22 protein-coding genes are annotated in these 24,308 nt (G+C 64.7%); 8 read left to right on the plus strand and 14 right to left on the minus strand.

Features of this window, described 5'->3' with window-relative positions; translation table 11 throughout:
• The 6 genes from IVA96_RS26595 to IVA96_RS26620 all read right to left on the minus strand — a co-directional run.
• Positions 1-791 (minus strand): CmcJ/NvfI family oxidoreductase (locus IVA96_RS26595; protein ID WP_247420247.1); only part of this gene is annotated, 791 nt, incomplete at its 3' end.
• A 258-nt stretch (positions 792-1,049) separates the two neighbouring features.
• The gene (locus IVA96_RS26600; protein ID WP_247420249.1) at positions 1,050-2,150 is read right to left on the minus strand and encodes an LLM class flavin-dependent oxidoreductase; all 1,101 of its coding nucleotides are present in this window, start codon (positions 2,148-2,150) and stop codon (positions 1,050-1,052) included.
• A 27-nt stretch (positions 2,151-2,177) separates the two neighbouring features.
• Complete coding sequence (locus IVA96_RS26605; protein ID WP_247278577.1) at positions 2,178-3,350, minus strand: acyl-CoA dehydrogenase family protein; 1,173 nt, start codon at positions 3,348-3,350, stop codon at positions 2,178-2,180.
• Complete coding sequence (locus IVA96_RS26610; protein WP_247278576.1) at positions 3,344-4,135, minus strand: ABC transporter ATP-binding protein; 792 nt, start codon at positions 4,133-4,135, stop codon at positions 3,344-3,346. The genes IVA96_RS26605 and IVA96_RS26610 overlap by 7 nt, the downstream gene beginning before the upstream one ends.
• A complete protein-coding gene (locus IVA96_RS26615; RefSeq protein ID WP_247278575.1) occupies positions 4,129-5,151 on the minus strand; it encodes an ABC transporter permease subunit in 1,023 nt (340 codons plus the stop codon). Before IVA96_RS26615 ends, IVA96_RS26610 begins: the two co-directional genes overlap by 7 nt.
• Entirely contained in the window at positions 5,129-6,232 is a 1,104-nt protein-coding gene (locus tag IVA96_RS26620; RefSeq protein WP_247278574.1) for an ABC transporter substrate-binding protein, read from the minus strand. Before IVA96_RS26620 ends, IVA96_RS26615 begins: the two co-directional genes overlap by 23 nt.
• 475 nt (positions 6,233-6,707) lie before the next feature.
• Here IVA96_RS26620 and IVA96_RS26625 point away from each other — a divergent pair, with 475 nt between their 5' ends.
• Positions 6,708-7,688, plus strand: a complete 981-nt coding sequence (locus IVA96_RS26625) for an ABC transporter substrate-binding protein (RefSeq protein ID WP_247278573.1) — start codon at positions 6,708-6,710, stop codon at positions 7,686-7,688.
• Between the two features lie 125 nt (positions 7,689-7,813).
• On the opposite strand, the gene IVA96_RS26630 is transcribed toward IVA96_RS26625, so the two are convergent.
• Positions 7,814-8,254 carry a hypothetical protein gene (locus IVA96_RS26630; RefSeq protein WP_247278572.1) on the minus strand — a complete coding sequence of 147 codons (441 nt, stop codon included), beginning with the start codon at positions 8,252-8,254 and terminating at the stop codon, positions 7,814-7,816.
• Positions 8,255-8,616: 362 nt separating this feature from the next.
• Here IVA96_RS26630 and glgC point away from each other — a divergent pair, with 362 nt between their 5' ends.
• The 3 genes from glgC to IVA96_RS26645 are packed head-to-tail and all read left to right on the plus strand — an operon-like array spanning position 8,617 to position 11,621.
• Positions 8,617-9,879, plus strand: a complete 1,263-nt coding sequence (glgC, locus tag IVA96_RS26635; RefSeq protein ID WP_247278571.1) for a glucose-1-phosphate adenylyltransferase — start codon at positions 8,617-8,619, stop codon at positions 9,877-9,879.
• A complete protein-coding gene (gene glgA, locus IVA96_RS26640; RefSeq protein WP_247278570.1) occupies positions 9,876-11,330 on the plus strand; it encodes a glycogen synthase GlgA in 1,455 nt (484 codons plus the stop codon). Before glgC ends, glgA begins: the two co-directional genes overlap by 4 nt.
• Positions 11,331-11,360: 30 nt before the next feature.
• Positions 11,361-11,621 (plus strand): SemiSWEET transporter, encoded by a 261-nt coding sequence (locus IVA96_RS26645; RefSeq protein ID WP_247278569.1) that lies wholly within the window; start codon positions 11,361-11,363, stop codon positions 11,619-11,621.
• 33 nt (positions 11,622-11,654) lie between these two features.
• On the opposite strand, the gene IVA96_RS26650 is transcribed toward IVA96_RS26645, so the two are convergent.
• Entirely contained in the window at positions 11,655-12,452 is a 798-nt protein-coding gene (locus IVA96_RS26650) for a class III extradiol ring-cleavage dioxygenase (RefSeq protein WP_247278568.1), read from the minus strand.
• A gap of 154 nt (positions 12,453-12,606) precedes the next feature.
• Here IVA96_RS26650 and IVA96_RS26655 point away from each other — a divergent pair, with 154 nt between their 5' ends.
• Positions 12,607-12,786 carry a hypothetical protein gene (locus IVA96_RS26655; RefSeq protein WP_247278567.1) on the plus strand — a complete coding sequence of 60 codons (180 nt, stop codon included), beginning with the start codon at positions 12,607-12,609 and terminating at the stop codon, positions 12,784-12,786.
• 7 nt (positions 12,787-12,793) lie between these two features.
• On the opposite strand, the gene IVA96_RS26660 is transcribed toward IVA96_RS26655, so the two are convergent.
• Complete coding sequence (locus tag IVA96_RS26660; RefSeq protein WP_247278566.1) at positions 12,794-14,263, minus strand: carboxylesterase family protein; 1,470 nt, start codon at positions 14,261-14,263, stop codon at positions 12,794-12,796.
• A gap of 80 nt (positions 14,264-14,343) precedes the next feature.
• Positions 14,344-14,520 (minus strand): hypothetical protein, encoded by a 177-nt coding sequence (locus IVA96_RS26665; RefSeq protein ID WP_247278565.1) that lies wholly within the window; start codon positions 14,518-14,520, stop codon positions 14,344-14,346.
• A 262-nt stretch (positions 14,521-14,782) separates the two neighbouring features.
• Here IVA96_RS26665 and IVA96_RS26670 point away from each other — a divergent pair, with 262 nt between their 5' ends.
• From IVA96_RS26670 to IVA96_RS26680, 3 genes are all read left to right on the plus strand, one after another.
• On the plus strand, positions 14,783-17,473 hold the full coding sequence (locus tag IVA96_RS26670) for an alpha/beta hydrolase fold domain-containing protein (protein WP_247278564.1): 2,691 nt from the start codon (positions 14,783-14,785) through the stop codon (positions 17,471-17,473).
• Positions 17,474-17,607: 134 nt separating this feature from the next.
• Positions 17,608-17,880 carry a hypothetical protein gene (locus IVA96_RS26675; RefSeq protein ID WP_247278563.1) on the plus strand — a complete coding sequence of 91 codons (273 nt, stop codon included), beginning with the start codon at positions 17,608-17,610 and terminating at the stop codon, positions 17,878-17,880.
• Positions 17,881-17,964: 84 nt separating this feature from the next.
• The gene (locus IVA96_RS26680) at positions 17,965-18,270 is read left to right on the plus strand and encodes a hypothetical protein (RefSeq protein ID WP_247278562.1); all 306 of its coding nucleotides are present in this window, start codon (positions 17,965-17,967) and stop codon (positions 18,268-18,270) included.
• Positions 18,271-18,542: 272 nt separating this feature from the next.
• Here the strand turns inward: IVA96_RS26680 and IVA96_RS26685 are convergent, their stop codons facing one another.
• From IVA96_RS26685 to IVA96_RS26700, 4 genes are all read right to left on the minus strand, one after another.
• The gene (locus IVA96_RS26685; protein ID WP_247278561.1) at positions 18,543-18,698 is read right to left on the minus strand and encodes a hypothetical protein; all 156 of its coding nucleotides are present in this window, start codon (positions 18,696-18,698) and stop codon (positions 18,543-18,545) included.
• Between the two features lie 91 nt (positions 18,699-18,789).
• On the minus strand, positions 18,790-19,308 hold the full coding sequence (locus IVA96_RS26690; RefSeq protein WP_247278560.1) for a septal ring lytic transglycosylase RlpA family protein: 519 nt from the start codon (positions 19,306-19,308) through the stop codon (positions 18,790-18,792).
• 234 nt (positions 19,309-19,542) lie between these two features.
• Entirely contained in the window at positions 19,543-21,195 is a 1,653-nt protein-coding gene (locus IVA96_RS26695; RefSeq protein ID WP_346015503.1) for an NAD-dependent malic enzyme, read from the minus strand.
• Between the two features lie 542 nt (positions 21,196-21,737).
• Positions 21,738-24,068 (minus strand): mechanosensitive ion channel domain-containing protein, encoded by a 2,331-nt coding sequence (locus IVA96_RS26700; protein WP_247278559.1) that lies wholly within the window; start codon positions 24,066-24,068, stop codon positions 21,738-21,740.
• Positions 24,069-24,308 lie beyond the last annotated feature (240 nt).

Below are 24,308 nucleotides of genomic sequence, written 5' to 3' on the forward strand. Positions count from 1 at the left end.
CGGTTTTGGTCCACGGCATGGTGTCCTCCCTCGAATCTTTGCAAATCCGAAGGAATCACAAGCCGGCCAAAACCGCTCACCCTTTTTCGGTCAGGCTCTGAGGTCATCTCGGGGAAATAGAACCAGCGGTGGTTCGGATTGTACCTTACCGAATAGGTCTCGCCGCGACGGTTGGGATAGATTAAATCGGAAGCGACGAGATCGTCGGGCGCAACCGTCGTGCCGTCGGCCATTGCCAGCGGTGAATCGCGCAAGGGGCCGCGGATCGGCCGCCACAGATTGATCACCTGCACGCGACCCTTCAGCAACTCTTCGGCTTCGTCAGGCAGATGCTCGCGCACGCGGTTGGCGCCGGAGACGGCGGTCTGGTCGACATGCACGCGTGTCGCTGGCTGGCGCGGGCCACCGCCACGAATGTCGGCGGCGCCCTCGATGCGCTTGCGCACGGTGTGGTCGAAGATGAAGACACGATCGGCCTTCAGCGTCGCGCGCAGGAATGCCTCCACGGCGGGATAATAGACCGCCCTGACCTCCTCCTCGTTGTAGAAATCCTTCACGCGGGTCGGATGACGCACCAGCGCGAAGCCTTCGCGATCAAGCGAGAAATTCTGCGCAATCAGCCGCGCATCAAAGATCGGGACCTGATGCGGCTCGGCAAGCGCCGTGCTCTTCGGCTCGCCCGGCGGCGGATCGAAGGCGTAGGTACGCGGCTTGCCTAAGACCGGCGCGAGATAGTTGAGTTCGGCTGTGACGAAGGGAAGCGATTCGATTTTTGTTTCTTGTAGGCCCATGGCCGGTCTCCCGATGTGGTCGTCTAAAGCATCTTGGCGGGAACCGGCGTGGCGCAAGGGAGCGGGCGCAAATAGCAATGGGGATGTTGTCGGGGACGCGAAATGCAGAAGGAACGTTTCGAGAGCGGCTTTCGCGTAGAAGGGCGCATTCTCATCTCACGGACGCATGAGCAATGCGTGAGATCTCGTGCCTCGTACGCCGCCGTGTCCGAAACACAAGATCTTGCAACAGCAGCGCACCGGCTAACACGAGCCGGATCATTCCGCGGCCTCGCCGCGAACAGCCTGACGCTTCGTAATCAGTTCACGCGTCAGCGGGATCAGCTCGCGGCCATATTCAATGGCGTCGATCAGCGGATCGAAGCCGCGAATCAGGAAATGGCTGATACCGAGGTCGTAATAGTCGCCAAAGACTTCCGCGACCTGCTCGGGCGTACCGACCAGCGCGGTGGTGTTGCTGTTGGCGCCGGTGAGCTTCGCGATCTCGGTCCAGAGCCGCTTGTCGATGCGGCTGCCCTGGTCGGCGAGTGCGAGCAGGCGCCGCGCGCCGGCCGTGGCGTGGCCGTCGGCGGGCTTGCGGTAGCCGGTCTTGTCCTGAAGCGCGGTCGCGCGCGCCAGAATGTCTTCCGCCTTCTCCCAGGCCTGTTGCTCGGTCGACGCAATGATGGGCCGCACTGACAGGCTGAAACGCGGCGTCGGCCGCCCGTGCCGGACCGCCGCGTTGTGGACGCGGGAAGTGACGTCGCGTACCTGCGCATAGGATTCACCCCACAGCGCGAATGTGTCGGCGTGCTTGCCGGCAACGTCGATCGCCGCATCGGAAGCACCGCCGAAATAGACGCGGATGCCTTCCGGGCGATACGGCTTCACTTGCGAAAAGGCGTTCTCGACCTGGTAGTACTTGCCCCTGTAGGTGAACGGCTTGTCGCTGGTCCATTCCAGCTTGAGGACGTCGAGGAATTCGGAAGTACGAGCGTAACGCTCGTCCTTGTCGTCGAGCGTGTTGCCGTCCTGCCGCAGCTCGGTGGCATTGCCCCCGGTGATGACATGGATCGCGACGCGGCCGCGCGAGAATTGGTCGAGCGCCGCGAACTGCCGCGCCAGCAGCGTCGGGGCGGTGAAGCCGGGCCGCTGCGCGATCAACACGTTCAGGCGATCGGTGACCCCGAGGACGTGCTGCGCGACCTGGAGCGCATCGGGCGAGGTCGAATGAAACGCCAGCAGCGCACGATCGAAGCCGGCATTCTCATGCGCTTTCGCCACCGTCTCGATGTGGGTCGGATTGAGCACCGGCCCTTCGCGGACGATGGTCTCGGACGAATGGTTGTTGCTGATGAAGCCGATGAACTCGATCGACATGACCGTCTCCCTGATTTTTCCCGAAAGCTAGAGGCCCAATGCGGCGCGGCCGAGACCGGTGCGCGTGGAATCGTCCTGCGGTGTGTGCACGCGCCCGCACAGCACGTCGCGATAGTGACGCTCCAGCGGATTGGTGCGACTGAGGCCGTGATTGCCGGAGATCGACAGCGCGTCCTCGACCGCCGCGACGGCATTGTTGGTGACGGTGAGCTTGATGACGTTGGACTCGCTCGCAGAGAGCTGGACGCCGTCATCGAAATCGCGCGCAAAAGACTCGATCAGCCGTGCATTGACCGCGAGCCGCGCCTCGATGGCGCCGACAATCTCCTGCGCCCGCGGCAAGCTCGCGAGCGGCGCGCCGAGGCCGGCGGGAACGCGCTGCTTCAGGAACGTGATCAGCCAGTCGCGCGCGGCGCGGGCGACGCCGTCATAGATCGCGGCAACGAACACCGTATGGATGGTCGCCTGCGTCACGTCGGGCGTGCGCCAATCCGCCGGCTTGCGGAGATCGACCTCGGCATCGAGCGGGATCACGACATCGTCGAAGATGACGTCATGGCTGCCGCTGGCACGAAGGCCGTGGTGGTCCCAGGTCTCGACGATGCACGTGCCCGGCAGGCCCGCCGGCACCAGGAACTGCCCGACCCGCGGCTCCGCCTCGTCGGTCCGGGCCCAGACCAGGTACCACTTCAGGATCGGCGATCCCGTCGAATAGATCTTGTGGCCGGAGAGGCGCCAGCCGGTTCCGGTGCGCCGCGCGATCGTCGCCGGCAGACCGCCGCGCGCGGGCGAGCCGAGCTCCGGCTCGACGCGCAGCGCGTTGATCAGCGCCAGGCCCTCGACGCTTTCGCGCGCAAGCTTGCGTGACAGCCGCGCCGGCCAGGTCGGGCTCCGCGACATGACGAGATGATTGATGTAATGCATTGACAGCACCAGCGCCGTCGACGGATCGGCCTTGCCGATGATGCCGATCACGCGCGCGGCGTATCGTGCGCCGGCGCCGGCCCCACCATGAGCCGCAGGAACCGTGAGCGACAACAGGCCCGCTGCGGAGAGCTCGCGAAAATTCTCGAAAGGGAAGCTGCCATTGCGGTCATGCTCGGCGGCGCGTGCGGCAAAGCCTGCTGCCAGGTCTTCAGCACGCGCGATGTAATCGGGCTCGGTGGGGACTATGCGCCCTTTGGCTACGGGAGTCACCATGTCGCGTCCAACCCCAGCAGACCGAGAATCTGGCGGCGCAGATCGGCCAGATAGGGATCGCCGCGGTGGCGCGGATAGGGCCGGTCGACACGGATGTCGGCCTTGACCCGTGCCGGGCGGTCACTGAAGACGATGACGCGGTTGGCGAGCACCAAGGCTTCCTCGGCATCGTGCGTCACCAGCAGCGTGGTAAAGCCCTTGCGCTGCCACAGCGAGACAAGCTCGGCCTGCATGGTGATGCGGGTCAGCGAGTCGAGTTTTCCCAATGGCTCGTCGAGAACCAGGATCTTGGGATCGTTGACCAGCGCCCGCGCCAGCGCGACGCGCTGCGCCATGCCGCCGGAGAGCTGGTGCGGATAAGCGCTGCGGAAAGACGACAGCCCGACGAGATCGAGAGCATCGTCGACGCGGTGACGCTGGCTCTTCAAAATGCCCTGGGCCTCGAGGCCCAGGGCGACGTTGTCCCAGACCGACCGCCAGGGAAACAGGGTCGGATCCTGGAACACGACCACGCGCGAGGGATGTGGACTGTTGATGCGGCTCTCGTCCTCGCGCAGCGTTCCGGACCTCGGCTTATCGAGGCCGGCGACAAGCCGCAGCAAGGTCGACTTGCCGCAACCGGAGGGACCGAGCAGCGCGACAAACTCGCCGGGCTCGACAGAGATGCTGACGTCGCTGAGAACGGGCAGCTCGGCGCCGTCGATGTCGAAGGCGTGGCTGACCTGCTCGATGTCGAGCGCAGCGCCGGCAGCCGGACGCGCGATCGCTTGAGCCAGAGCTACCATTTTACGGTCCCCTTCTGCCAAACTAGCAGGCGGTCGCGGATCGAGAACAGCAGCGTAATCGCGCCGGAGCAGAGCAGCGACATCACGATCAGTGCCGCATACATGTTGGCATAGGCGGCCCAGCCCTGCGCCCATTGCAGGTACCAGCCTAGCCCGGCCTTGACACCGATCATCTCGGCGACGACGAGCACCGCGAAGGACGCGCCGAGCCCCATGAACAGCCCGACGAACACGTGCGGGAGTGCCGCCGGAATCGCGACCTTCAGCACCAGGAAGGACGGCTTGGCCCCCAAGGTCCGCGCGACGTCGTAATAGGCGTTGCTGACGCTGGCGACGCCGGACCAGGTCAAGACGGTGACCGGAAAGCCGGTCGCCAGCGCGATCAGGAAGGTCGAGGCGCTCCAGCTCGACGGGAACGTGAAGAAGGCAATCGGCAGCCACGCGGTCGCCGGCAACGGACCGATGAAGCGCAGCACCGGATGCACCCAATAACCAACTGCGTGCGACCAGCCGATCGAGACGCCGGTCAGGAAACCGATCGTGGCGCCGACCAGATAACCGCCGAGCTGCAGTTTTACGGAGGCAAAGACACTGTCGAGCAGCTTTGGCAGATCATCGGTATAGACCTCGACGATCGATTGCGGCGGCGGAAAGAACGGCAGCGGCAGCCAAGCAAATTTTGCCGTTGCGACCTCCCACAAGGTCAGGAACGCGCCGAGCGCCACCAGCCAGGGCGCGCGTTTGCGCAAGCCGCGGCCTGCGGAGCCGAGATAATCGGCACCCAGCGTTCCGAACAAGGCAACCGCAGCGACGATGAAGGCTGCAATGCCGACCGAATGCGTGCGTGACCAGTCGCCGACATCCTGCCACCACAGACAGGACAGGCCAAAGCCGATCCAGGCGATGCTTGCGAGCACGCCGACGCCGGTCTCCCGGAGCCAATTCGCAAGCAGTGGCGCGCGAGAGAGGCGCGGCGCGCCGGAGGCGAGGCCGTCAGACAGCGAATACGTCGACATAGATGCGCTCCGCGAATTTGGCCGTGTCGGTGCTCGGCTTGAAGACCTGCACGCTCTTCAGATCATCGGCATAGGCCTTGAGCTCGCGCTTGAGCACGTCGCCGACCGGATGATGATGGTGGGTGTGGTAGCGCACCATGCCCTCGATGTCGGCGAGGGTGGCCGCCTTCGGTGCGTAGGGCTGGAATGATTGTGCGGCAATCGTCGCATTCTGCGCGGTGAACATCGCGGCATCGAGCAGCGCTTGCGTGATGGCCCGGGCGATCTGCGGCTCCTCGCGCACCAGGCTGCCGCGCAGGCCGAGGATGCAGCAGCTCTTTTCGCGATACTCGCCGTCGAGATTGGAAGCGACTTCCTTGTACTGAGTATCCTTGAGCCAGAGATAGGCGAGCGGATCGGAGGACAGGAAGGCCTGCACCTCGCCCTTCTCCACAGCGACATTGAGCAAATTGCCGGGATAGGCGCGCCAATCGACGTCCTTGATCGGATCGATGCCGAGCTTGGCGAGCTGGATCGAGAAGAAATTCTTGTCGGGGCCGGCGAGGTCGCCGACCGCGACGATCTTGCCCTTGAGATCGGCGAGCTTCGCGACGCCGGAATCGCGGCGCGACAGCACCCGCATGCAGCCGCCATGGGTGCCGGCGGCGATCTTGACGTCAAACCCCTGCTCCAGCGGCTTCAGCCAGCGCAGCGCCATGCCGAGGCCGGCGTCGCTCTTTCCGGTCGCGATCGCCTCGAGCAACTGGTCGGTCGAGCCGGAATAGTTGACGAGCTCGACGTCGAGATTGTGCTTCTGGAAGAAACCGTGCTCGATGGCGACCGGCACGGGCGCGAGGCAGACGGCGCCGGCATTCCACGACAGTTTCAGCTTGCGCGGAGCGCCAGTAAGCGCAGGTGCATTCGATGCTGTCTGGCACAATGGAAATTCCGAGAAGTCGACGCCGGGCGCGAACCCGCGCGGCGCAAAGGCGTGTGCCGCACCAAGAGCGCCGAACGGCGCAGCAAAGGCTGCCGCAAGCCCCGCCTGGAGCAGATGGCGCCGGTCGAGACTCGATCCACCGCGCTTGTCGTCATTGCTCATCGGTCCCACTCCTGCGCTGGCACGGCTCCGCTACATGCGCAACGGCTCGCGTTGCGCATGTTCCGTGCGGAGCTGCGTTTGAGAGAAAATCTTTTCGCGGGCGCTTCACGCGCCGCGTTGATGCGATGCGCAAATCATGCGGCGCAGTCGCCGCATCGTCAATGAAATGGAATTTCGAATGTTCGACGAAGCGAAGTCATTCTCTCCATCGCCACCCTCGCGAACGATGAAAGGATTTTCGCCGCTGCATCCTTTGGCAGAGCGCCGGGCTTCCCGCTCCCTGCTTCTTTCCTACGCAATTTCGGCCGCGCACACCGCACTTTCTCGAAAGCATCACTTTGCTAAAACGTCCTTGCCTGTCGCCTTTGCAATACGGATAGCCATTTCATTGACTGCGCTCCGCGCGGCCCTAGACTTCATGACCTCGCTGCATCGCTCGCTCACGCGTCGTGAGCAAAGCAACAAGACAGGCCACATGCGCATCAACTCCCATCATCACCCCATCACCCGCCGTCTCGCGGCATCGCTGCTTGCCGCCGCCCTCACCTTGTCGACGGCCGCCGCATCGTTCGCGGCCGACACCGTCGTGCTGCGCGTCGGCGACCAGAAAGGCGGCAACCGGTCGCTGCTCGAAATCTCCGGTTACACGAAAGACCTGCCCTATAGAATCGAGTGGTCGGAATTCCCCGCGGCCGCGCCGATCCTGGAAGCGCTCAACGCCGGTGCGCTCGACGTCGGCTATACCGGCGATCTCTCGTTCCTGTCGGTCTATGCGGCCGGCGCGCCGATCAAAGCGATCGGCGGGACGAGGTCAGACGCCAAGACGCAGGCCATCCTGGTGCGCCAGGATTCTCCAATCAAGTCGGCCGCCGACCTCAGGGGCAAACGGCTCGCCGGCACGCGCGGCGGTTGGGGTCAGTTCCTGATCGACGCGACGCTGGAGAAGGCGCAGATCAAGCTGGAGGATGCGACCTTCGCGCCGCTCGGACCGGTCGACGCCAAGATCGCGCTGCTCGCCGGCTCGATCGATGCATGGGCGGTGTGGGAGCCCTACGTCTCCTTCGCGACGCTGAAGGACAAAGCCCGCGTGATCGCCGACGGCGAAGGCCTGACCCCAACCATCACCTTCATCGTCGCTTCCGACAACGCCATCGCCACCAAGCGCGCGGCGGTGCAGGATCTTGTGCAGCGGCTGAACAAGGCGCGGCTATGGTCGCTTGATCACCTTTCCGAGTATGCCAGGAACACGGCCGAGCTGACCAAGCTGCCGGAAGACGTGCTGCTCTCGGCCTACACCGCGCAGCGCACCAGCCCGATCGTGATCGACGAGAACGTCGTGAAGGAGGTGCAGGATGCCTCCGACCGCTCGACGCGCTATGGCATCCTGCCGAAAAAGCTCGACGTCGGCAAAGCCGTCGACCGCAGCTTCACGGCTGCGGCCGCAGGATCGAACTAAACGCACCCGGCGGGATGCGCAGGCTTCGCCTCGAGGCCGGCCCGCTGCATCTCGCCGCGATCGTGCTCATGCAATTCGCCTGTATGAGCATGATCGTGTGGCTCGCGCTCTAGCCGCGCAAAACCTTACCAATATCCGCGATAGTAAGGCCGGTGAAAGACCCGATATGGCCGGTAGTAGCCGTAACGATAGCCGTAGTACGGACGATACGGCCGATAGTATCGCGGATAAGCGTAGGCCGGCCCATAGCCGTAATAAGCCGGGGCATAACCATAGCCGTACCCCGGATAGCCATAACCGCCGTAATACGGGCCGCCATAGTAGCCATAGCCGTAAGGCGCGGTGCTGGCGGCGATGGCGCCGCCGATGATCGCACCGGCCGCGAGGCCGCCGAGACCCCATCCCCAGCCACCGCCGCGCCAATGTACCTGCGTGACATCATCGCCGACGGCAGCCTTCATGCTCGCGACGTTGGTCGGCATCGGACCCGCCGCGGCCTGCTCGATTTGGCCGGCCATGACCACGCCGGCCAGCGAACAGGCAATTGCCGTTTTCCAGATCCTCATCGTCTTACTCCCTATCTGACGTTTCGCTTGGAAATGGATCGCATCGCCATGATCGAACATCCTTGCGCCTAGTCAAAGCCTCGAATTTGCGTGCGGCGCACAAGTGCCCTTCACGTCTCGCTGCGAGACGGCCGCTGGCGGGCCAGCGCGCCTGCTCGGTCGCCATGTGACACCGGCGCGACGCCGGAGTTCGGTGGCCAAGAACGGCATCAAGCCAAAGCATTAAGCTTGCCGCGCTCGCAACTAACAACCTACTTCCCGATTTACTATTCGTGCCGTTACTATCGGTTCCAATGGGCGCGGGACCGCGGGGCTTCTCGCGACAAAAGGCCTCGGCAAGCGCCAGAGCGCGGGAGGATGACATGAGTGCCGTCGGTAGTGAACCGCTTGCCCGCCAGGCGCTGGCGTTCGTCCTCGCTGGTGGACGCGGCAGCCGGCTTTTGGAGCTGACCGACCGGCGCGCCAAGCCGGCGGTCTATTTTGGCGGCAAGTCCCGCATCATCGACTTCGCGCTGTCGAACGCGGTGAACTCCGGCATCCGCCGTATTGCGGTCGCCACCCAATACAAGGCGCACAGCCTGATCCGGCACCTTCAGATGGGCTGGAACTTCTTCCGCCCCGAGCGCAATGAGAGTTTTGACATTCTCCCGGCGAGCCAGCGCGTTTCCGAGAACATGTGGTATGTCGGAACGGCGGACGCGGTCTACCAGAACATCGACATCATCGAATCTCACGCCTGCCGCTTCATCGTCGTGCTGGCCGGCGACCACATCTACAAGATGGACTACGAGGTGATGCTGCGCGAGCACGTCGAGAGCGGCGCCGACGTCACGGTGGGCTGCCTCGAGATGCCGCGCGCGGAATCATCGGGCTTCGGCATCATGCATATCGACGAGAAGGGCTGGATCCAGTCCTTCCTGGAGAAGCCGAAAGACCCGCCGCCGATGCCAGGCAAGCCGGACGTCTCGCTCGCCAGCATGGGCATCTACGTGTTCAATGCGAAATTCCTGTTCGACCAGCTCAGGCGCGACGCCGAGGACCCGGACTCGAACCACGATTTCGGCAAGGACATCATTCCATACCTCGTCAAGAACGGCCGCGCATTCGCGCACCAGTTCTCGACCTCCTGCGTGCGCTCCAGCAGCCACAACGGCGCCTATTGGCGTGACGTCGGTACCGTCGACGCCTATTGGTCCGCCAATATCGATCTCACCGATGTCGTACCGGAACTCGACCTGTTCGACCGCGCCTGGCCGATCTGGTCCTATGCCGAGATCACACCGCCGGCCAAGTTCGTCCACGACGAGGAGAGCCGGCGCGGCCAGGCCGTGAGCTCGCTCGTCTCGGGCGGCTGCATCATCTCCGGCGCCTCGCTGCGCCGCTCGCTGCTGTTCACCGGTGTCCGGATCAACTCCTACGCCAATGTCGAGAATGCCGTGATCATGCCCTACGTGAATGTTGGGCGCGGCGCTCGCTTGAAGAACGTCGTGATCGACCGTGGCGTCGAAATCCCCGAGGGCCTCGTCGTCGGTGAAGATCCCGAGTTCGACGCCAAGCGCTTCCGCACCACCGAGCAGGGCATCTCGCTGATCACCCAGCCGATGATCGATGGGCTCAATAAATGACGCCTGTTCGCGTCCTCGCGGTCGCTTCTGAAGTCTATCCCATCGTCAAGACCGGCGGCCTCGCGGACGTCGCTGGCGCGCTGCCGGTTGCGCTGAAGGCGCATGGCGTCGAGATGCGCACCCTGATGCCCGGCTATCCCGACGTGACGCGGCTGCTCGCCGGAGCGGAGGAAATCCGGCGCTGGCCGGATTATTTCGGCGGGCCTGGACGCCTGCTCGCAGCCTCGCACGACGGCCTCGATCTGTTCGTGCTCGACGTGCCGCATCTCTATGCGCGGCCGGGAAATCCTTACGTCACCAGCGAAGGCGTCGACTGGCCGGACAACGGCGTGCGCTTCGCCGCGCTCTCGCGCGTCGCCGCCGATATCGGCCACGGCCTGGTTCCGGCTTTCGTGCCCGACATCATGCACGCCCATGACTGGCAGGCGGGGCTCGCGCCGGCCTATCTGCATTATGACAACCGGCCGCGGCCCGGCACCGTGATGACCATTCACAACATGGCCTATCAGGGCAAGTTTGCTCCCGAGCTGATTGGCGCGATCGGCCTGCCCTGGCACTCCTTGAACGTCAACGAAATCGAATATTTCGGCGGCATCAGCTTTTTGAAGGCGGGCCTGCAATTTGCCGATCGCATCACCACGGTGTCGCCGACCTACGCGCGGGAGATCCAGAGCGACGAAGGCGGCATGGGGTTCGGCGGCCTGCTTCGCGCACGCGCGAGCGTGCTCAGCGGCATTCTCAACGGCATCGACATCTCGGTGTGGAATCCGCAAACCGATCCGCACATTGCCTACCGCTTCGGCGCGGAAGACCTCACGTTCCGGGCTGCAAACAAGGCGGCGCTTCAGCAGCAGTTCAATCTCGATTCCTCCGACGAGGCGCCGTTGCTCGGCGTCATCAGCCGGCTGTCCTGGCAGAAGGGGCTCGATCTCCTGCTCGAGGCCATTCCAATCATATTGGGTGAAGGCATGCAGCTCGCGCTGCTCGGCAGCGGCGATCGCGATCTGCAGGACCGCTACCAGGCCGCCGCTCGCGCCAATCCCGGCCGGATCGGAGTCGTGATCGGCTACGACGAGATCCTGGCGCATCTGATCCAGGCCGGCTCGGACGCGCTGATCGTGCCGTCGCGCTTCGAGCCGTGCGGCTTGACCCAACTCTGCGCGCTGCGCTATGGCGCCGTCCCGATTGTGTCGCGCGTCGGCGGCCTCGAGGATACCATCGTCGACATCGGCGAGGCCGACGCATCCGGCCATGATGCCACCGGTTTCAAGTTCGGCCCCGTCACGGCGGACGCCCTCGCCGGCACGCTGCGCAAGGCCAACACCGTCTTCCACGACAAGCTGACCTGGCGCCGGCTGCAATTGAGCGGCCTTGCGACCGACGTCTCCTGGCGCAACCGCGCCGGCGACTATGCCGCGCTCTACCGCGACCTCATGGCGGCCCGCGCGTGAGCATTGCCGAATCCATGCTATAGAGCCGGCATGGACCCCTTCGCGATCAAGCTGCTCGGCTTTGCCGCCGCCACCTGCACCACCGTCGCCTATGCGCCGCAGTTCATCAAGGTCTGGAAGACGCGCTCGGCGCGCGACATCTCGCTCGGCATGTTCCTGGTCATGGTGCTGGGCCTTGTGCTCTGGCTCGTCTACGGCCTGCTCTCCGGCGATGCCCCGCTAGTCGCCGCCAACGCGATTACCGTGGTGCTCGCCGGCGGCATCCTGTTCATGAAGCTGAAATACGGGTGAGGATGCCCCCTCTCCCTTGTCGGAGAAGGAAGATCACCCACCAAACACATACGACGCCATCGCTACGCCCGCGACCTCGTCGACGAAGACGCGGCGGCCAATGTCGCTGCCGGCGGCGCCCGCCGCGACCATCAGCGGCAACAGATGGTCCTCGCGCGGATGCGCGAGGCGCGCGCTGGGCGCGTTCTCCCAGTCGACGAGCATGGCGTTGCGCCGTGTCGCGTCCGGATTGCTGATGGCCTCGTTCAGATAGGCCTCGAAGGCGTACGAGACCGGCTTGGACTCCGGTTGATTGAAGCCGCGCATGTTGTGATAGGTCAGTCCGCTGCCGACGATCAGGACACCGTCGTCGCGCAGCGAGGAGATCGCCTGCCCGACCCTGATATGCTCGGCCGGATCGTAGCTCGACTTCAGCGACAGCAATACGATCGGCATGTCGGCGTTCGGATACATCAGGCCGAGCGGCACGAAAGTGCCGTGGTCAAAGCCCTGATCGGGATCCTCGCGGCAATCGAGCCCGGCGCGCGTCACCAACGCCTTCACTTCGGCTGCGAGCTCGGGCTGGCCCGGCGCCGGATATTTGAGGTGATAGGTATGCTCGGGGAAACCGTAATAGTCGTACACCATCGGCGGATGCGCCGAGGTCGACACGGTGAAGGCGTCGGCCTCCCAATGGCCAGTGATGACGAGCACGGCCTTCGGCCTTTTCGGCAACACTTGCGGTAATCGGCCGAACTCCGCGGCGGTCTTCGCATATTGCACCCGTCTGTCCTCCATGAACGGCCAGGGGCCACCACCATGCGACAGGAACAGGGTCGGAAATCGCGTCATCAGGTCGTCTCGCTAGCAACAGGCGCGTGCGAGCTGCCCGCGCAGTTCGCGGCGAGCATAGGCAAACCGGGATGGTTAGCAAGCCGTTAACGATTTGCCTTCCAAAATCCCGCCGTGGCCGAAGCAGTCGGCCTGAAGACAAGTGAGACGTGAGATGAGGAAGTTTGCGCTGGGGGACGTCGTCAACAGTGACAAGGGCCGCCGCGGCGTCGTTCGCGCCGCCTACAAGTCACGGGACGGCCAGCAGTTCTATGCCGTCGAGAAGGATGGCGCGATGGACTATCTGGAGGAAGACCGACTGAGCCCGGCGCCGCGCGTCGAGCTCGCGGCATAAATCCCACTCATTTCCTGCCCTCACCTGCGAGCCGATCGAGACGCTCCGCGAAGGGGTCGTCTCCGCTCGCGATGCGATCGTCCGCGATCAGCAGCAGGCGATCACGGTCGGCGGCCGCGTCCCAATGGGGCAAACCGAGGCCATTGGGATCGCCGTCTTTCGCAAAATTGATCCAATAGCCGCGGATGCGGCTCGCGACCTCGCGGTCTGCTCGCGAGAAGATTCCTGCACCGGGCACGCCTTCGACACCGAAGATGAACTGCAACTCGCGTCCGTGCCCATGATCAGGATTTGCGCGCTGCGCTTCAGGCACATAGCTAAAACGATAGCGGAAGGTCGGCGCGCCGCTTGCGGCATGCAGGCGCGCAAGCAGCCTCACCGGCTCGGAGAAGTCCTTGTCGGTGAAGAATCTTGCCGCGCCCGATGACCTCGCAAGATCCGGATAAAGACTGCGCAGGTCATCGCTTGTGACGCCTGCCGACGCCAGCTCCTCCTCAACACTGAGTTCGCTGTCGAAACCGGTCTCATCGTCGTTCGAGCCGATGATCAGGGGAATGCGGCTTTGATGTCCCGCTGCAAAGCCCGCGGCGACGTCCTCAGTCACCAGGCTTCCATCCAGCATCGGCGCAAAGCTGCGCGGTGATTTGTCCAGCAGCTGTTTTCCGGCGCCAAGCAGGCGGCTCGGCGCAACGTCGCGCAAGTCCGTCCGCTCTCCTAGCGCCGCGACGAGCTGACGACCGACAGCCTCCGCCTCTTGCGCCAAGCGAAGGCGCGCACGACCGGGTAGCGATTGCAGAATGGCTTTGTGGAATAACCCGCGCGTCTGCCGGCACAGCATCAGCAGCGCGATCGACGTCGCGCCTGCGCCATTACCGAACAGGGTGACGTTGTTTGGATCGCCGCCGAACGCCGCGATATTGTCGTGCACCCAATGCAGCGCCGCGATCTGGTCCATCAGACCGTAATTGCCGGAGCCGCTTTCCGACAGCGCGGGATGCGCAAGCCAGCCGAGCACACCGAGGCGATAATTCACGGTGACGACGATGAGGCCGGCCTGCACCAGCCTGGCGCCGTCGAACAGCGGATCGTTCGCGGTCCCCGTGACGAAGGCGCCGCCATGGATGAACATCATCACCGGTAACGGACCATCGACTCCGAAGGGACGAAACACGTTCAGCGTGAGGCAATCCTCGCTCGCGCCAGGCAGCGACGGTTGAAGACAAGGCGCGCCGTAGTCGTAAGCGGTGCGCATCTCCGAGCTCTCGGCCGTCGGCTGCGGTGGGCGCCAGCGCAGCGGACCGACCGGCGGCGCCGCGTAAGCAAGCCCCTTGAAGGAGGCCACCTCACCTTCCACGGCGCCAAGCATCTGTCCTTCGCGCGTCAGCGCGAACGGAAACTGTCCGACCGGCTGGGCCAAGGCCAGGCCGGCGCAGCCCAGAACTGCGGAAGCCGCAACAAGCGCGAGCAAGGACCGCATCTTCTAGATATCTCGATGCGAGAAAGGGTTCCCGGCAGGTTATGTCCCTGACCGTCAGCGAGGCAAGTCTCTCGCCGCGTCTAACTCCCCTTGGCCAGGAGCTCCGCCAGCGCGCGGCGGGCGACGATGCCGAGCTCGCCAAGCGTGGAATGTCCCGACTGCGCCGCCTCGATCAGGCGCTCGGCGATGAACCTGCGGCTGTCGTGATCGCCGCCATGCGGCAGTTGGCGGCACGTCTCCTCCAGGACGACGTCCATGTTCGCTTTGGTTCGATCACTCAACTCTATCATGACGCCCGGTCAGTATGCGTGGCTAGTAAGCGCAAGCATACACAGAAGGATGTAGTCTGATTAGCCCGGACAATCCCGGCGATTGTGCATCGCGATGCGTGTATCGCCACAAGCCTCGCGCGGCCACGATGACGCCGCAAACGACTACCGAAGATTGCACTTGTCCTGATGACAAGCCGAACCTGCAGCGATAGCCTGCCGGCAAAACAAAATACACGGGAGGAATGCCATGCCTGACGCAAGGGTCGCCGCACGTGAATCCAGGGCGGCGAGTGGAGCAGCCCAACAGGTCGATGTCGCCGTGGTCGGCGCCGGGTTTGCCGGCCTCTATCTCCTTCATCGCCTGCGCAAGGCCGGCTTCAAGGCGATCGCCCTTGATGAGGCCGGCGACGTCGGCGGCACCTGGTACTGGAACCGCTACCCGGGCGCCCGCTGCGACATCCAAACCATCGATTACAGCTACACCTTCGATCCGGAGCTCGAGACGGCCTGGACCTGGTCCGAGAAATACGCGACCCAGCCCGAGATCCTGCGCTATCTCGGCTTCGTCGCCGACCGCTATGACCTTAGGCGCGACATCCGCTTCAACACCAAGGTCAGCGCAGCCACATGGGATGAAGCGACAGGGCGCTGGCAGCTCACCACCGATAACGGCGCGCCGGTCTCCTGCCGCCACTACATCATGGCCACCGGCTGCCTTTCGGCGCCAAAGCCGCCCGAGATCGACGGCGTCAAGGATTTTGAGGGCGAAGTCTATTTCACCGGACGGTGGCCGCATGACGGGGTCGATCTCGCCGGCAAGCGCGTTGCCGTGATCGGCACGGGCTCGTCCGCCATCCAATCGATCCCGCTGATCGCCGAACAGGCCGCGCATCTGACCGTGTTCCAGCGCACGCCAAATTTCGCGCTGCCCGCGCATAACGGCCCGGCGCTCTCGGACCGCATGAGCCTGCTGCAAAGCGACCGCGCGGCCTATCGCGAGCAGGCACGCCAATCGATGGCCGGTGTGCCTTATCCTCAGCAGACCGCGGTGAGCTGGCAGCTCAGCGACGCCGAGCGTCGCGCGCGCTTTGAAGAGGCATGGGGCAAGGGCGACCTCGTCTATATCCTGACCCAGCTCTGGGCCGACCAGGCCGTCGATGTCGACGGCAACAAGATCGTCCAGGACCTGATCCGTGAAAAGATCAGCGCCGCGGTCAAGGACCCCGAGACCGCGGCGGCCCTGATGCCGCACGATCATCCGTTCGGCGCCAAGCGTCCCTGCCTCGATACCAATTACTACGCGACCTTCAACCGGCCGAACGTCACGCTGATCAATCTGCGCCAGGAGCCGATCAAGGCGATCACCGCAACCGGCATCACGACTGCCAAGCGCAGCGTCGACCTCGACGTCATCGTGTTCGCGACCGGTTTCGACGCCATGACCGGCGCGATCCGTGCCGTGCATCCGATCACGGGACGGGGCGGCCGATCGCTCTCGGACGTCTGGGCGCAGGGACCGCAGACCTATCTCGGCCTCACGGTCGAGGGCTTCCCGAACTTCTTCATGATCACCGGCCCCGGCAGCCCGTCGGTGCTGTCGAACATGGCGGTGTCGATCGAGCAGCATGTCGACTGGGTCGTCGATCGCCTTGCGGAGCTGCGCGATGCCGGCTTCACCACGATCGAGCCGACCGAAACGGCGCAGGCCGCCTGGGGCCGGCACATGGCCGATTGTTCGATGCTGACGCTGCATCGCCTCGCCAACACCTGGTACACGGGCGCCAACGTACCCGGCAAGGTCCAGGGCCTGATGCCCTATACCGGCGGCGTCGGCCCCTATCGCAGTATCTGCGACGAGGTGGTCAGCCGCGGCATGCTCGGCTTCAGGCTCACCGGCCCCAACGTCGCGACGCAGTGCAATGACGGCGAGGTGGTGCGCCTGCAGCCGGACGTGCGGCTGGTGCTGAACCTGCTGACGTCGCTGAACCTGCCGCCGATCGAGTCGATGGGCGCGCTCGGCGCCCGCGCCTTCGTCAACGAGTTCAACGAGGGCCGGCCTGCGGGGCGGCCGATCGGCGACATCGTCGACGGCACCCTCCCAGTTACCGACGGCGCGCTGGCTTACCGTGTCTACAAGCCGGCAACCCCGGGCCCGCATCCGGTCGTGGTCTACTTCCACGGCGGCGGCTGGGTGCTCGGCGACGAGCAGTCGGACGAGCCGTTCTGCCGCGACATGGTGCGGCGGACCGGCATGATCTTCGTCAGCGTCGGCTATCGCCATGCGCCGGAGCACCGCTTCCCCACCGCGGCCGAGGACGGCTATGCGGCGACGCGCTGGATCGCCGAGCATGCCGCCGAGTTCGGCGGCATGCCGGGGCCGGTGCTGGTTGCAGGCTGGAGCGCCGGCGGCAACATCGCCGCCGTCACCTGCCAGCTCGCACGCGACCGTGGCGGACCCGAGATCGCCGGCCAGCTCCTGGTCTGCCCGGTCACCGACTGCACCTTCGATCGGCCCTCTTACAACGACAATGCGACCGGCTACTTCCTGACGCGCTCGCTGATGTACTGGTTCTGGGACCTCTATTGCTCGCCGGCCGACCGCACCGACCCGCGCGTCTCGCCGCTCCGCGGCAAGCTCGAGGGATTACCGCCGGCCTTCGTCGTCACCTGCGAGTTCGACCCGTTGCGCGACGAGGGCGTCGCCTATGCCGAGGCGATGGCCGCCGCGGGCGTCCCGGTCGAGCAGCTTCGGGCGCGCGGCCATTTCCACTCGTCGTTCGCGATGGTCGATGTGGTGATCACCGGCGTGCCCGGCCGGCTGCAAATGGCCGGAGCCCTGCGGCGCTTCGCGGGACTTCCGCCGGAGGTCAGCCGCGGCGACGAGAGCAGCCGGGGCCAGGACAGCCCGGGGCACAAAATCGCGGCCGCCGCGAGCTGAATAGGGACAGGCCGCCGGGAACCTTTTCCCGGTTGCCGCGTTGGTTGTTCGTGGCATTGAGATGCAGCGACAAGTGTGTAGGCCCCGGCACGCGACCCCGTGTGCTGGGGTCGTCTTTTGCGTGAGGCAGGACGATGGGGGACGTGGTCGGGGATTCAAAGGTCGATTTCGGCGCGCTTGCGGTGCTGCATAAATGGCCGTCGCTTGCAAACCAGCGAAGGCTGGACAGAGAATCCTACCAGGTGAGTGAAGGCACGCTCGACGAGTGCATCTCGGCCTTCATGCAGAAGCCGGCGACGACTCGGCACCTCTATGAGATTCGCACCGTGGCGCAACCACCGCTCGTCACTGAAATCCTTTCGCCCGAGCACGTCATCGAGCTCTCGCGCTTAAGGGAATTTCTCTGAGGCCTTCACAAGCACGCGAGCAGGAACCTTCTTCCGGTTTTTCCCGTTGTCAGGGATCGGAAGCAAAGACATGAGCGCCTCAAGATGCTTGACGCCGGCGTGTCATCCCCCGTCGTGCCCTACGGCGCAGACCAGACCCTGTTCGTGGTGATCGATCGCCGCGACGAGGCGACTGAAATCCGCATCGAGCGCAGCGATCTCGAAGCCACCATCGGCGAGCTTGTCGCCGGATGCTTCAACGACCCGATCAAGGTGATTTCATTCAACACGCTCGAGCATTGGATGAAGGACATTTCGACCGATGTCGCCGGCGAGATCCGCGCGCGCTGCGACATCGACGGTGTAGAGCTGCCGGATTATCTCAGCGACTTCGTCGAAAGCCATTCCTGAGCCCGCTTCTCCGATTGCGCGGGCAAAAAAAGCGCCGCTTGCGCGGCGCTTTTCGTGTGACACGCTTATCGGCGTGACACGCTTAGTGGTGCCAGAACAATGCCAGCAGCAGAACGATCGGCAGCGGTACGCCAAGCAACCAAAGCAAAGCACCTCGTCCAAAACCCATGATCTCCTCCTCCTCTTGCATCACCGAGATGACGTCGGGAAAAAGCAGAAGTTCCGCGCCTCGCGGCGAGGGCGGATGCAATCAGAGCATGGAACGGCGGATGCTAAACGCGCCGGTGCTTGCCGCCGATCACCTCGATCTCGCGGCGGCGCTCGCCCGCGAAGGTCAGGAGTTTTTCGATCGTCAGCGCATCCGTGATCCGTTTGGCCAGCCGCTCAGCGCGCGCGGCCTGATCTTCGAGATACTGGATCGTGTTCAAGCGCCGCCTCCCCCAAAGCCCCGGATTGCTGGACAGGTATGGTGCGACAGAGCAACTAACAGCCGGTTAAGCACTGCGAGCGGCTTGAGGCTCATTGCACGACGTCGAGGCGGACATTGGTGATGCCTTTGTCGACCATGCCGAGCGCCTCGGCCGCGGAAGGGGAGATATCGACCACGCGTCCGCGAACATAGGGCCCGCGATCGTTGACCCTGACGGTCACGAAGCGGCCGGAGGAGGTATCGGTCACCCGCAGCTTGGTGCCGAACGGCAGGCTCGGATGCGCCGCGGTCAATTCGTTCTTGTCGAACTTCTCGCCGCTCGCGGTCTCCGTATCCGAATAGAAGCTGGCAACGCCATGCGAGGCGGTCTGCTTTGCGTCACCGTCGGAGCCGCGCGACCTCATGATCGGCCTTGGATGCAGCGCCGCCACCCTGTGCGGGCGCTCCACCGCGGCCTGCCGGCTGGTGCCGGCGAGATCGGCCTTCTGGCGGCTGACCGGCGATTGCGCGCAGGCGGCGAGCGAGGCGGCGCCGCCGATCGCGAGCAGCAGCCGGCACGAGGTTGCGAAGGAAATCCGGGCAGCTTCGGCACGTGCAATGCGAGACATGGTACGCCCTCCGAACGGCCCCGATTTTCGGTGGGCAATGAGGGCAGAACCTTGTCGGAACAAAAGCAGGCCTGAGGCCGCCTCCGTTTCGCGCCAGCTGTGACGATTCCACCACACTGGCCTTGTCCTGAACAGGCGCGGGTTAGCGGCACGCCGGTGCGTAAACCTCCGGCGCTACGCTAAATGTGGCAGGCACCCAGTGTTTTGGGTCCGCGCGCGGATATGCCGCCGACCTTAGTAACGCGGCTCGTACATCTGCGACTGCACCAGGGCCTTCACGTCGTTGGGCGCAGGTCCGTCAGCGAGGCCGCGCTGAAAGGCGACGTCTGCGACGGCGGCGGCGATGCGGACCGAGACCTCGCGGATGCGTGGCAGCGCCGGATAAAGGCTGCCTTGCGCGAGGTCGTCCTTGCCGACGCAATCGGCGAGCGTGTGGGCGGCCGCCATGAACATTTCGTCGGTGACGAGGCGCGAGCGGCTGGCGACGACACCGAGGCCGACGCCGGGGAAGATGTAGGAATTGTTGCCCTGGCGCGGCACGAAGGTGCGGCCGTTGAGCGTCACCGGATCGTACGGGCTGCCGCAGGCGAACAGCGCGCGGCCCCCGGTGTAGCGGTAGGCATCCTCCGCCGCGCACTCGGCCTTCGAGGTCGGATTGGAGAGCGCAAACACGATCGGCTGCTCGTTGAGTTCGGCCATCGCCTTTAGCACCTCGGGGGTGAAGGCACCGCCGACAGCGGCGACACCGATGATCGCCGTCGGCTTCAGCGTCTTGATCGCAGTCAGGAAATCGGCGATCGGCGCCTGGCCGGCATGGGCATAGCGCAGCTTGTGGCCGGACAGGCCATCGCGGCCGCTGACGACGAGGCCGCGGGAATCCACCAGCCAGTTGCGCCGGAGCGCTTCGGCCTCCGCCAGCCCTTCCGCCATCATGGCGGAAACCACGAGATCGGCGATGCCGGTCGCCGCCTCGCCAGCGCCGAGGAACAGGATGCGCTGATCCCTGAGCTTGCCGGCGGAGACGCGGAGAGCCGAGAACAGACCAGCGAGCGCCACCGCCGCGGTGCCCTGGATGTCGTCGTTGAAGACGCAGGCCTCATCCCGGTATTTGTGCAGCAGCTTGAACGCCGAATGGTTGGCGAAATCCTCGAACTGGATCAGCACGCCCGGGAATGTCTTGCGCGCGGCCTGCATGAATTCGTCGACGAAGCTGTCATAGGCCTCGCCCGTCAGCCGCCGCTCGCGCAGGCCGAGATAATAGGGATCGTTCAAGAGCTCTTCGTTGTTGGTGCCGACGTCGAGCACGATCGGCAGGCACAGCTCGGGATGCACACCGGCGCAGGCCGAATAGAGCGAGAGCTTGCCGACCGGAATCCCCATGCCGTTGGCGCCGAGATCGCCGAGGCCCAGGATGCGCTCGCCGTCAGTGACGACGATCAGCCTGGCCGGATAGGGCCAGTTCTTCAGGATCTCGGCGATCTGGCCGCGATCGCGCGAGGAGATGAACATGCCGCGCGGCCGCTGGAAGATCAGGCCGTATTTCTGGCAGGCGAGCCCGACGGTCGGGGTATAGATGATCGGCTGGATCTCGTCGATGTTGTCGACGACGACGCGGAAGAACAGCGCCTCATTGCGGTCATGCAGCGCGTTCAGAGCGACGTATTTCTCCAGATCGGTCGGCAGCGTGCGCAGATTGGTCAGCACGCGCTGAGCTTGCGTCTCCATTGTCAGCACGCAAGGCGGCAGCAGGCCGCGCAGGCCCAGCGCGTCGCGCTCGGATTCGGTGAAGGCGGTGCCCTTGTTGAGCAGGGGATCGCGCAGCAGCGTCATGCCGTGTGATTGATCGGACGATGTCGGTTGGGCAGCGACCCGGGCAGGTCTATTCACGAATTCCCCCAAGGAGTTTCTTATTGAACCGCGGACATTGTCGGCCAGCGCTCCCCCGAGATCAAGGACGTTGGGACTGAGGCATCTATTGTGATCTCGCACCGCAGCGAGATCGTCGCGCGAGATCGCAGGTCGCGCGCGACGCAAAGGTTAACGCCGCAAGCTCTTGCTCCTCATGATGCGAATTGAGAGCCTGCTCTCTCCCCTCGTCATTCCCGGGCGCGCGTCGGCGCGAACCCGGAATCCATTCCGCGGCCGTCTCTGCGGCCCAATGGATTCCGGGCTCGCGACTTCGTCGCGCCCCGGAATGACGAGAATACCTCACGATCTGTCACGATGAGGAAGTGTTATGAGGCGGCAGCACTACTCAACCTTGATGTCGGCGGACCTTACGATCGGCCACCGTTTCTCGGTCTCGGCCCTCTGGACGGCCGCGAGCGCCGCGGCGTCCCACCCTTTTGTCGCCCGCTTGTCGTCAGCGGGCTGATGCCGGAGTGAACGCTGCCGGGCGAGCGGAGGCAAGCCGGAAGATGATAGAGCCGCTATCCGGCCGCCCGTCTGGGCGTCAGATTGGCGGCGCTGTCGGCCGGCGGCGCGATCTGCATCAAGATGGTCTGGGTCGCCGAGGCGACCTCGATGCCGCTCTGCTGGAAGCGCAGCTTCATGCGGCGGTTGAATTCACGCTGGACGGGCCAGCGGCCGGCCTCGGTGCAGCGGATCTGGCCGACGATCGACACCATTGCGCCATCGACCTTGTCGATGCCCCAGAGCTCGAGATCGCCACGGATCAGCGCACGGAACTCCGGCTCGCGCCGCATCTCGTCAACGATGTCCTTGAGAATCTGACCGGCGCGGTCGGTATCTTCCTTGTAGGCGACGTTGACGCTGACGGAAGCGTTGCCGGCGCCACGGCTGGCATTGGTGATGGTCGTGACCGCGCTGAACGGCACGATGTGCACGGCGCCATCGCCGGCGCGCAGGCGGATGGTGCGGATCGAGACATTCTCCACCACGCCTGACAGCCCGGACACGCTGACATTGTCGCCGACCTGCACCGTGTTCTCCAGGAGCAGGAACAGGCCCGTGATGAGGTCCTGCACCAGCTTCTGCGAACCGAAGCCGATGGCAATGCCGACGATGCCGGCGCCCGCGAGCAGCGGGGCGACGTTGACGCCGATTTCGCTCAGCGTGGTGAGGCCGACGACGGCGGCGATCAGGCAGAGCAGCGCCGTCCGCAGCATCGGCTGGAAGGTACGTAGACGCGCGGCGCGGGCATAATGTCCGTCCCGGGACAGCGTATTGATCTGCCGGTCCAGCAGCGCGTTGCTGGCTTCCCAGATCGCGGCCGCGATGAACACTGCGACGCCGATCGTCATCACGGCCGAGATCAGCCGGCTGCCGATCTGGCCGCCGTAGAACCAGACGATCGCGTCCACGCCCCAGACTTCGAGCACCGCCACGAAGCCGATGAAGGCGATCACGCCAGATACGATCTTGCGCAGCAGCGGTAGATAGCGGTTGGCACGGATCTCGAGGCCGGGAAAGCGCTGAAGGATCTCCGGCCTGATCCGGAAGCCGCGGTCGATCAGGCTCAGCGTCAGCATGATGGCGACGCGAGTCATCAGCGCCACCACGACCGTCCCGACGAAATACTGCAAGAGCAGCGAATAGCCGTTGCGGATGTTGAGCGCCCACACGGCCCACAGCGCAAGATCGAGCCCGATGGCAAGATAGTGCCAGCCGCCGGCGATGCGATTGCGCAGACGGGCCGCGATCCCCTGCCGGTCGGCCGGCGCACGGATCGCTTCGGCGACCTGGCGGCGGCATTGCAGGATGATGACGACGATGAAGAGGTGCACGACCAGCATCACCATGCGCAGCAGCGCGGCATAGCCGGCACGATGCAGGCCGAGCAGCAGGGCCACATTGGCAAAGGCGATGCCGGATATGCCGACGCCGACGATGCGGCGCGCCCAGATCTCGACGTAGGCTGCGGTCTCGGCCCGAACCGGGAACAGGCCGAACGGTCCCGCCAGCGCCCGGATCACGCAGATGAGGCCGCGGGAGAACGCATAGGCGTTGACGACCGCGAGGATCACGAGACGTACTGTCGTGGGCTCGCCGATCTCGGTCCCGAGCAGCGCGGTGGCGATGCCCACGAAGACGACCACCGGCAGCAGTTCGAGCACGAGGCGTCCCAGCACGAAGGGCACCCGCAGCAGGATCTGCCAGACCCGCGCCAGACTGTGGCGGCGCCTGTGCAGTTCGGGCGCGGGGGTGACATCGGCCACCGATGACGGCGGATCGGCAATCGGCAGCGCCTGTGCTGGCAGGCGCGCGGTCTGCGGCACGCGTCCTTCCAGGAACGCAACCGGACGCCGGATTAGGCGGAACATCACCCATTCGGCCGAAAGGGCGCAGCCGAGCACCAGCGCCAGCTTCCAGGCGGTCTCGATCAAAAGATTGTAGGCGGCGGGATCGTTCGCGGTCCGCATGATCCAGTAATAGAACGCCGGAAAATGCGTGAGCGTCCGCGCCATGCTGGCGATCTCGCTCGATATCGAACCGATCTCCTCCGACACGGTGAGCAGGAGCTGTGCACCGAGGCCATCGGCCGAGAGCGGGATCGGCGATTTCTGCTCAGGCGCGGCCGGTGCCGGCTGCTGACCAGATGCATTCGCGATCGCGCGCAGCGTGTCGATCATGTGCGCACGCTTCTTGTCGTCCTGCAGTGTCTCCAGCGCGCGCTTGGCTTCCTCAGGCGACAGCGCGGCCGTACTGCTCGCAGCCGGCGTCTCGGCGCGGGCGCCGCAGAGAGATGAGATCGCGAGGAAGAGAGCAGCGAGGAGCGCCGGGGCGAACTTATGCGACACGAAGATTCCTTGGATAAAACAGATGCGCCGGCGGAGTCGGAATCGTCACCACCGAAGCACATGCGTCATGTCGGATGACCGTTATTCGCCCCGGACCTGTGTCGGAAGTTGGCCTTCGAGGCGACATTCTCTTGGCATTTGCCGCAATGCAGGATCGAAGATGGCGCGGGCTCAGCGCAGCTGAGACGTCATGAGAACACTGCGCGCGCAAGGGCTCTCCCGCTGTTCCGCAAGGCTATC

The sequence above is a fragment of the Bradyrhizobium sp. 159 genome (genome assembly GCF_023073795.1).
Classification (GTDB): Bacteria; Pseudomonadota; Alphaproteobacteria; order Rhizobiales; family Xanthobacteraceae; genus Bradyrhizobium.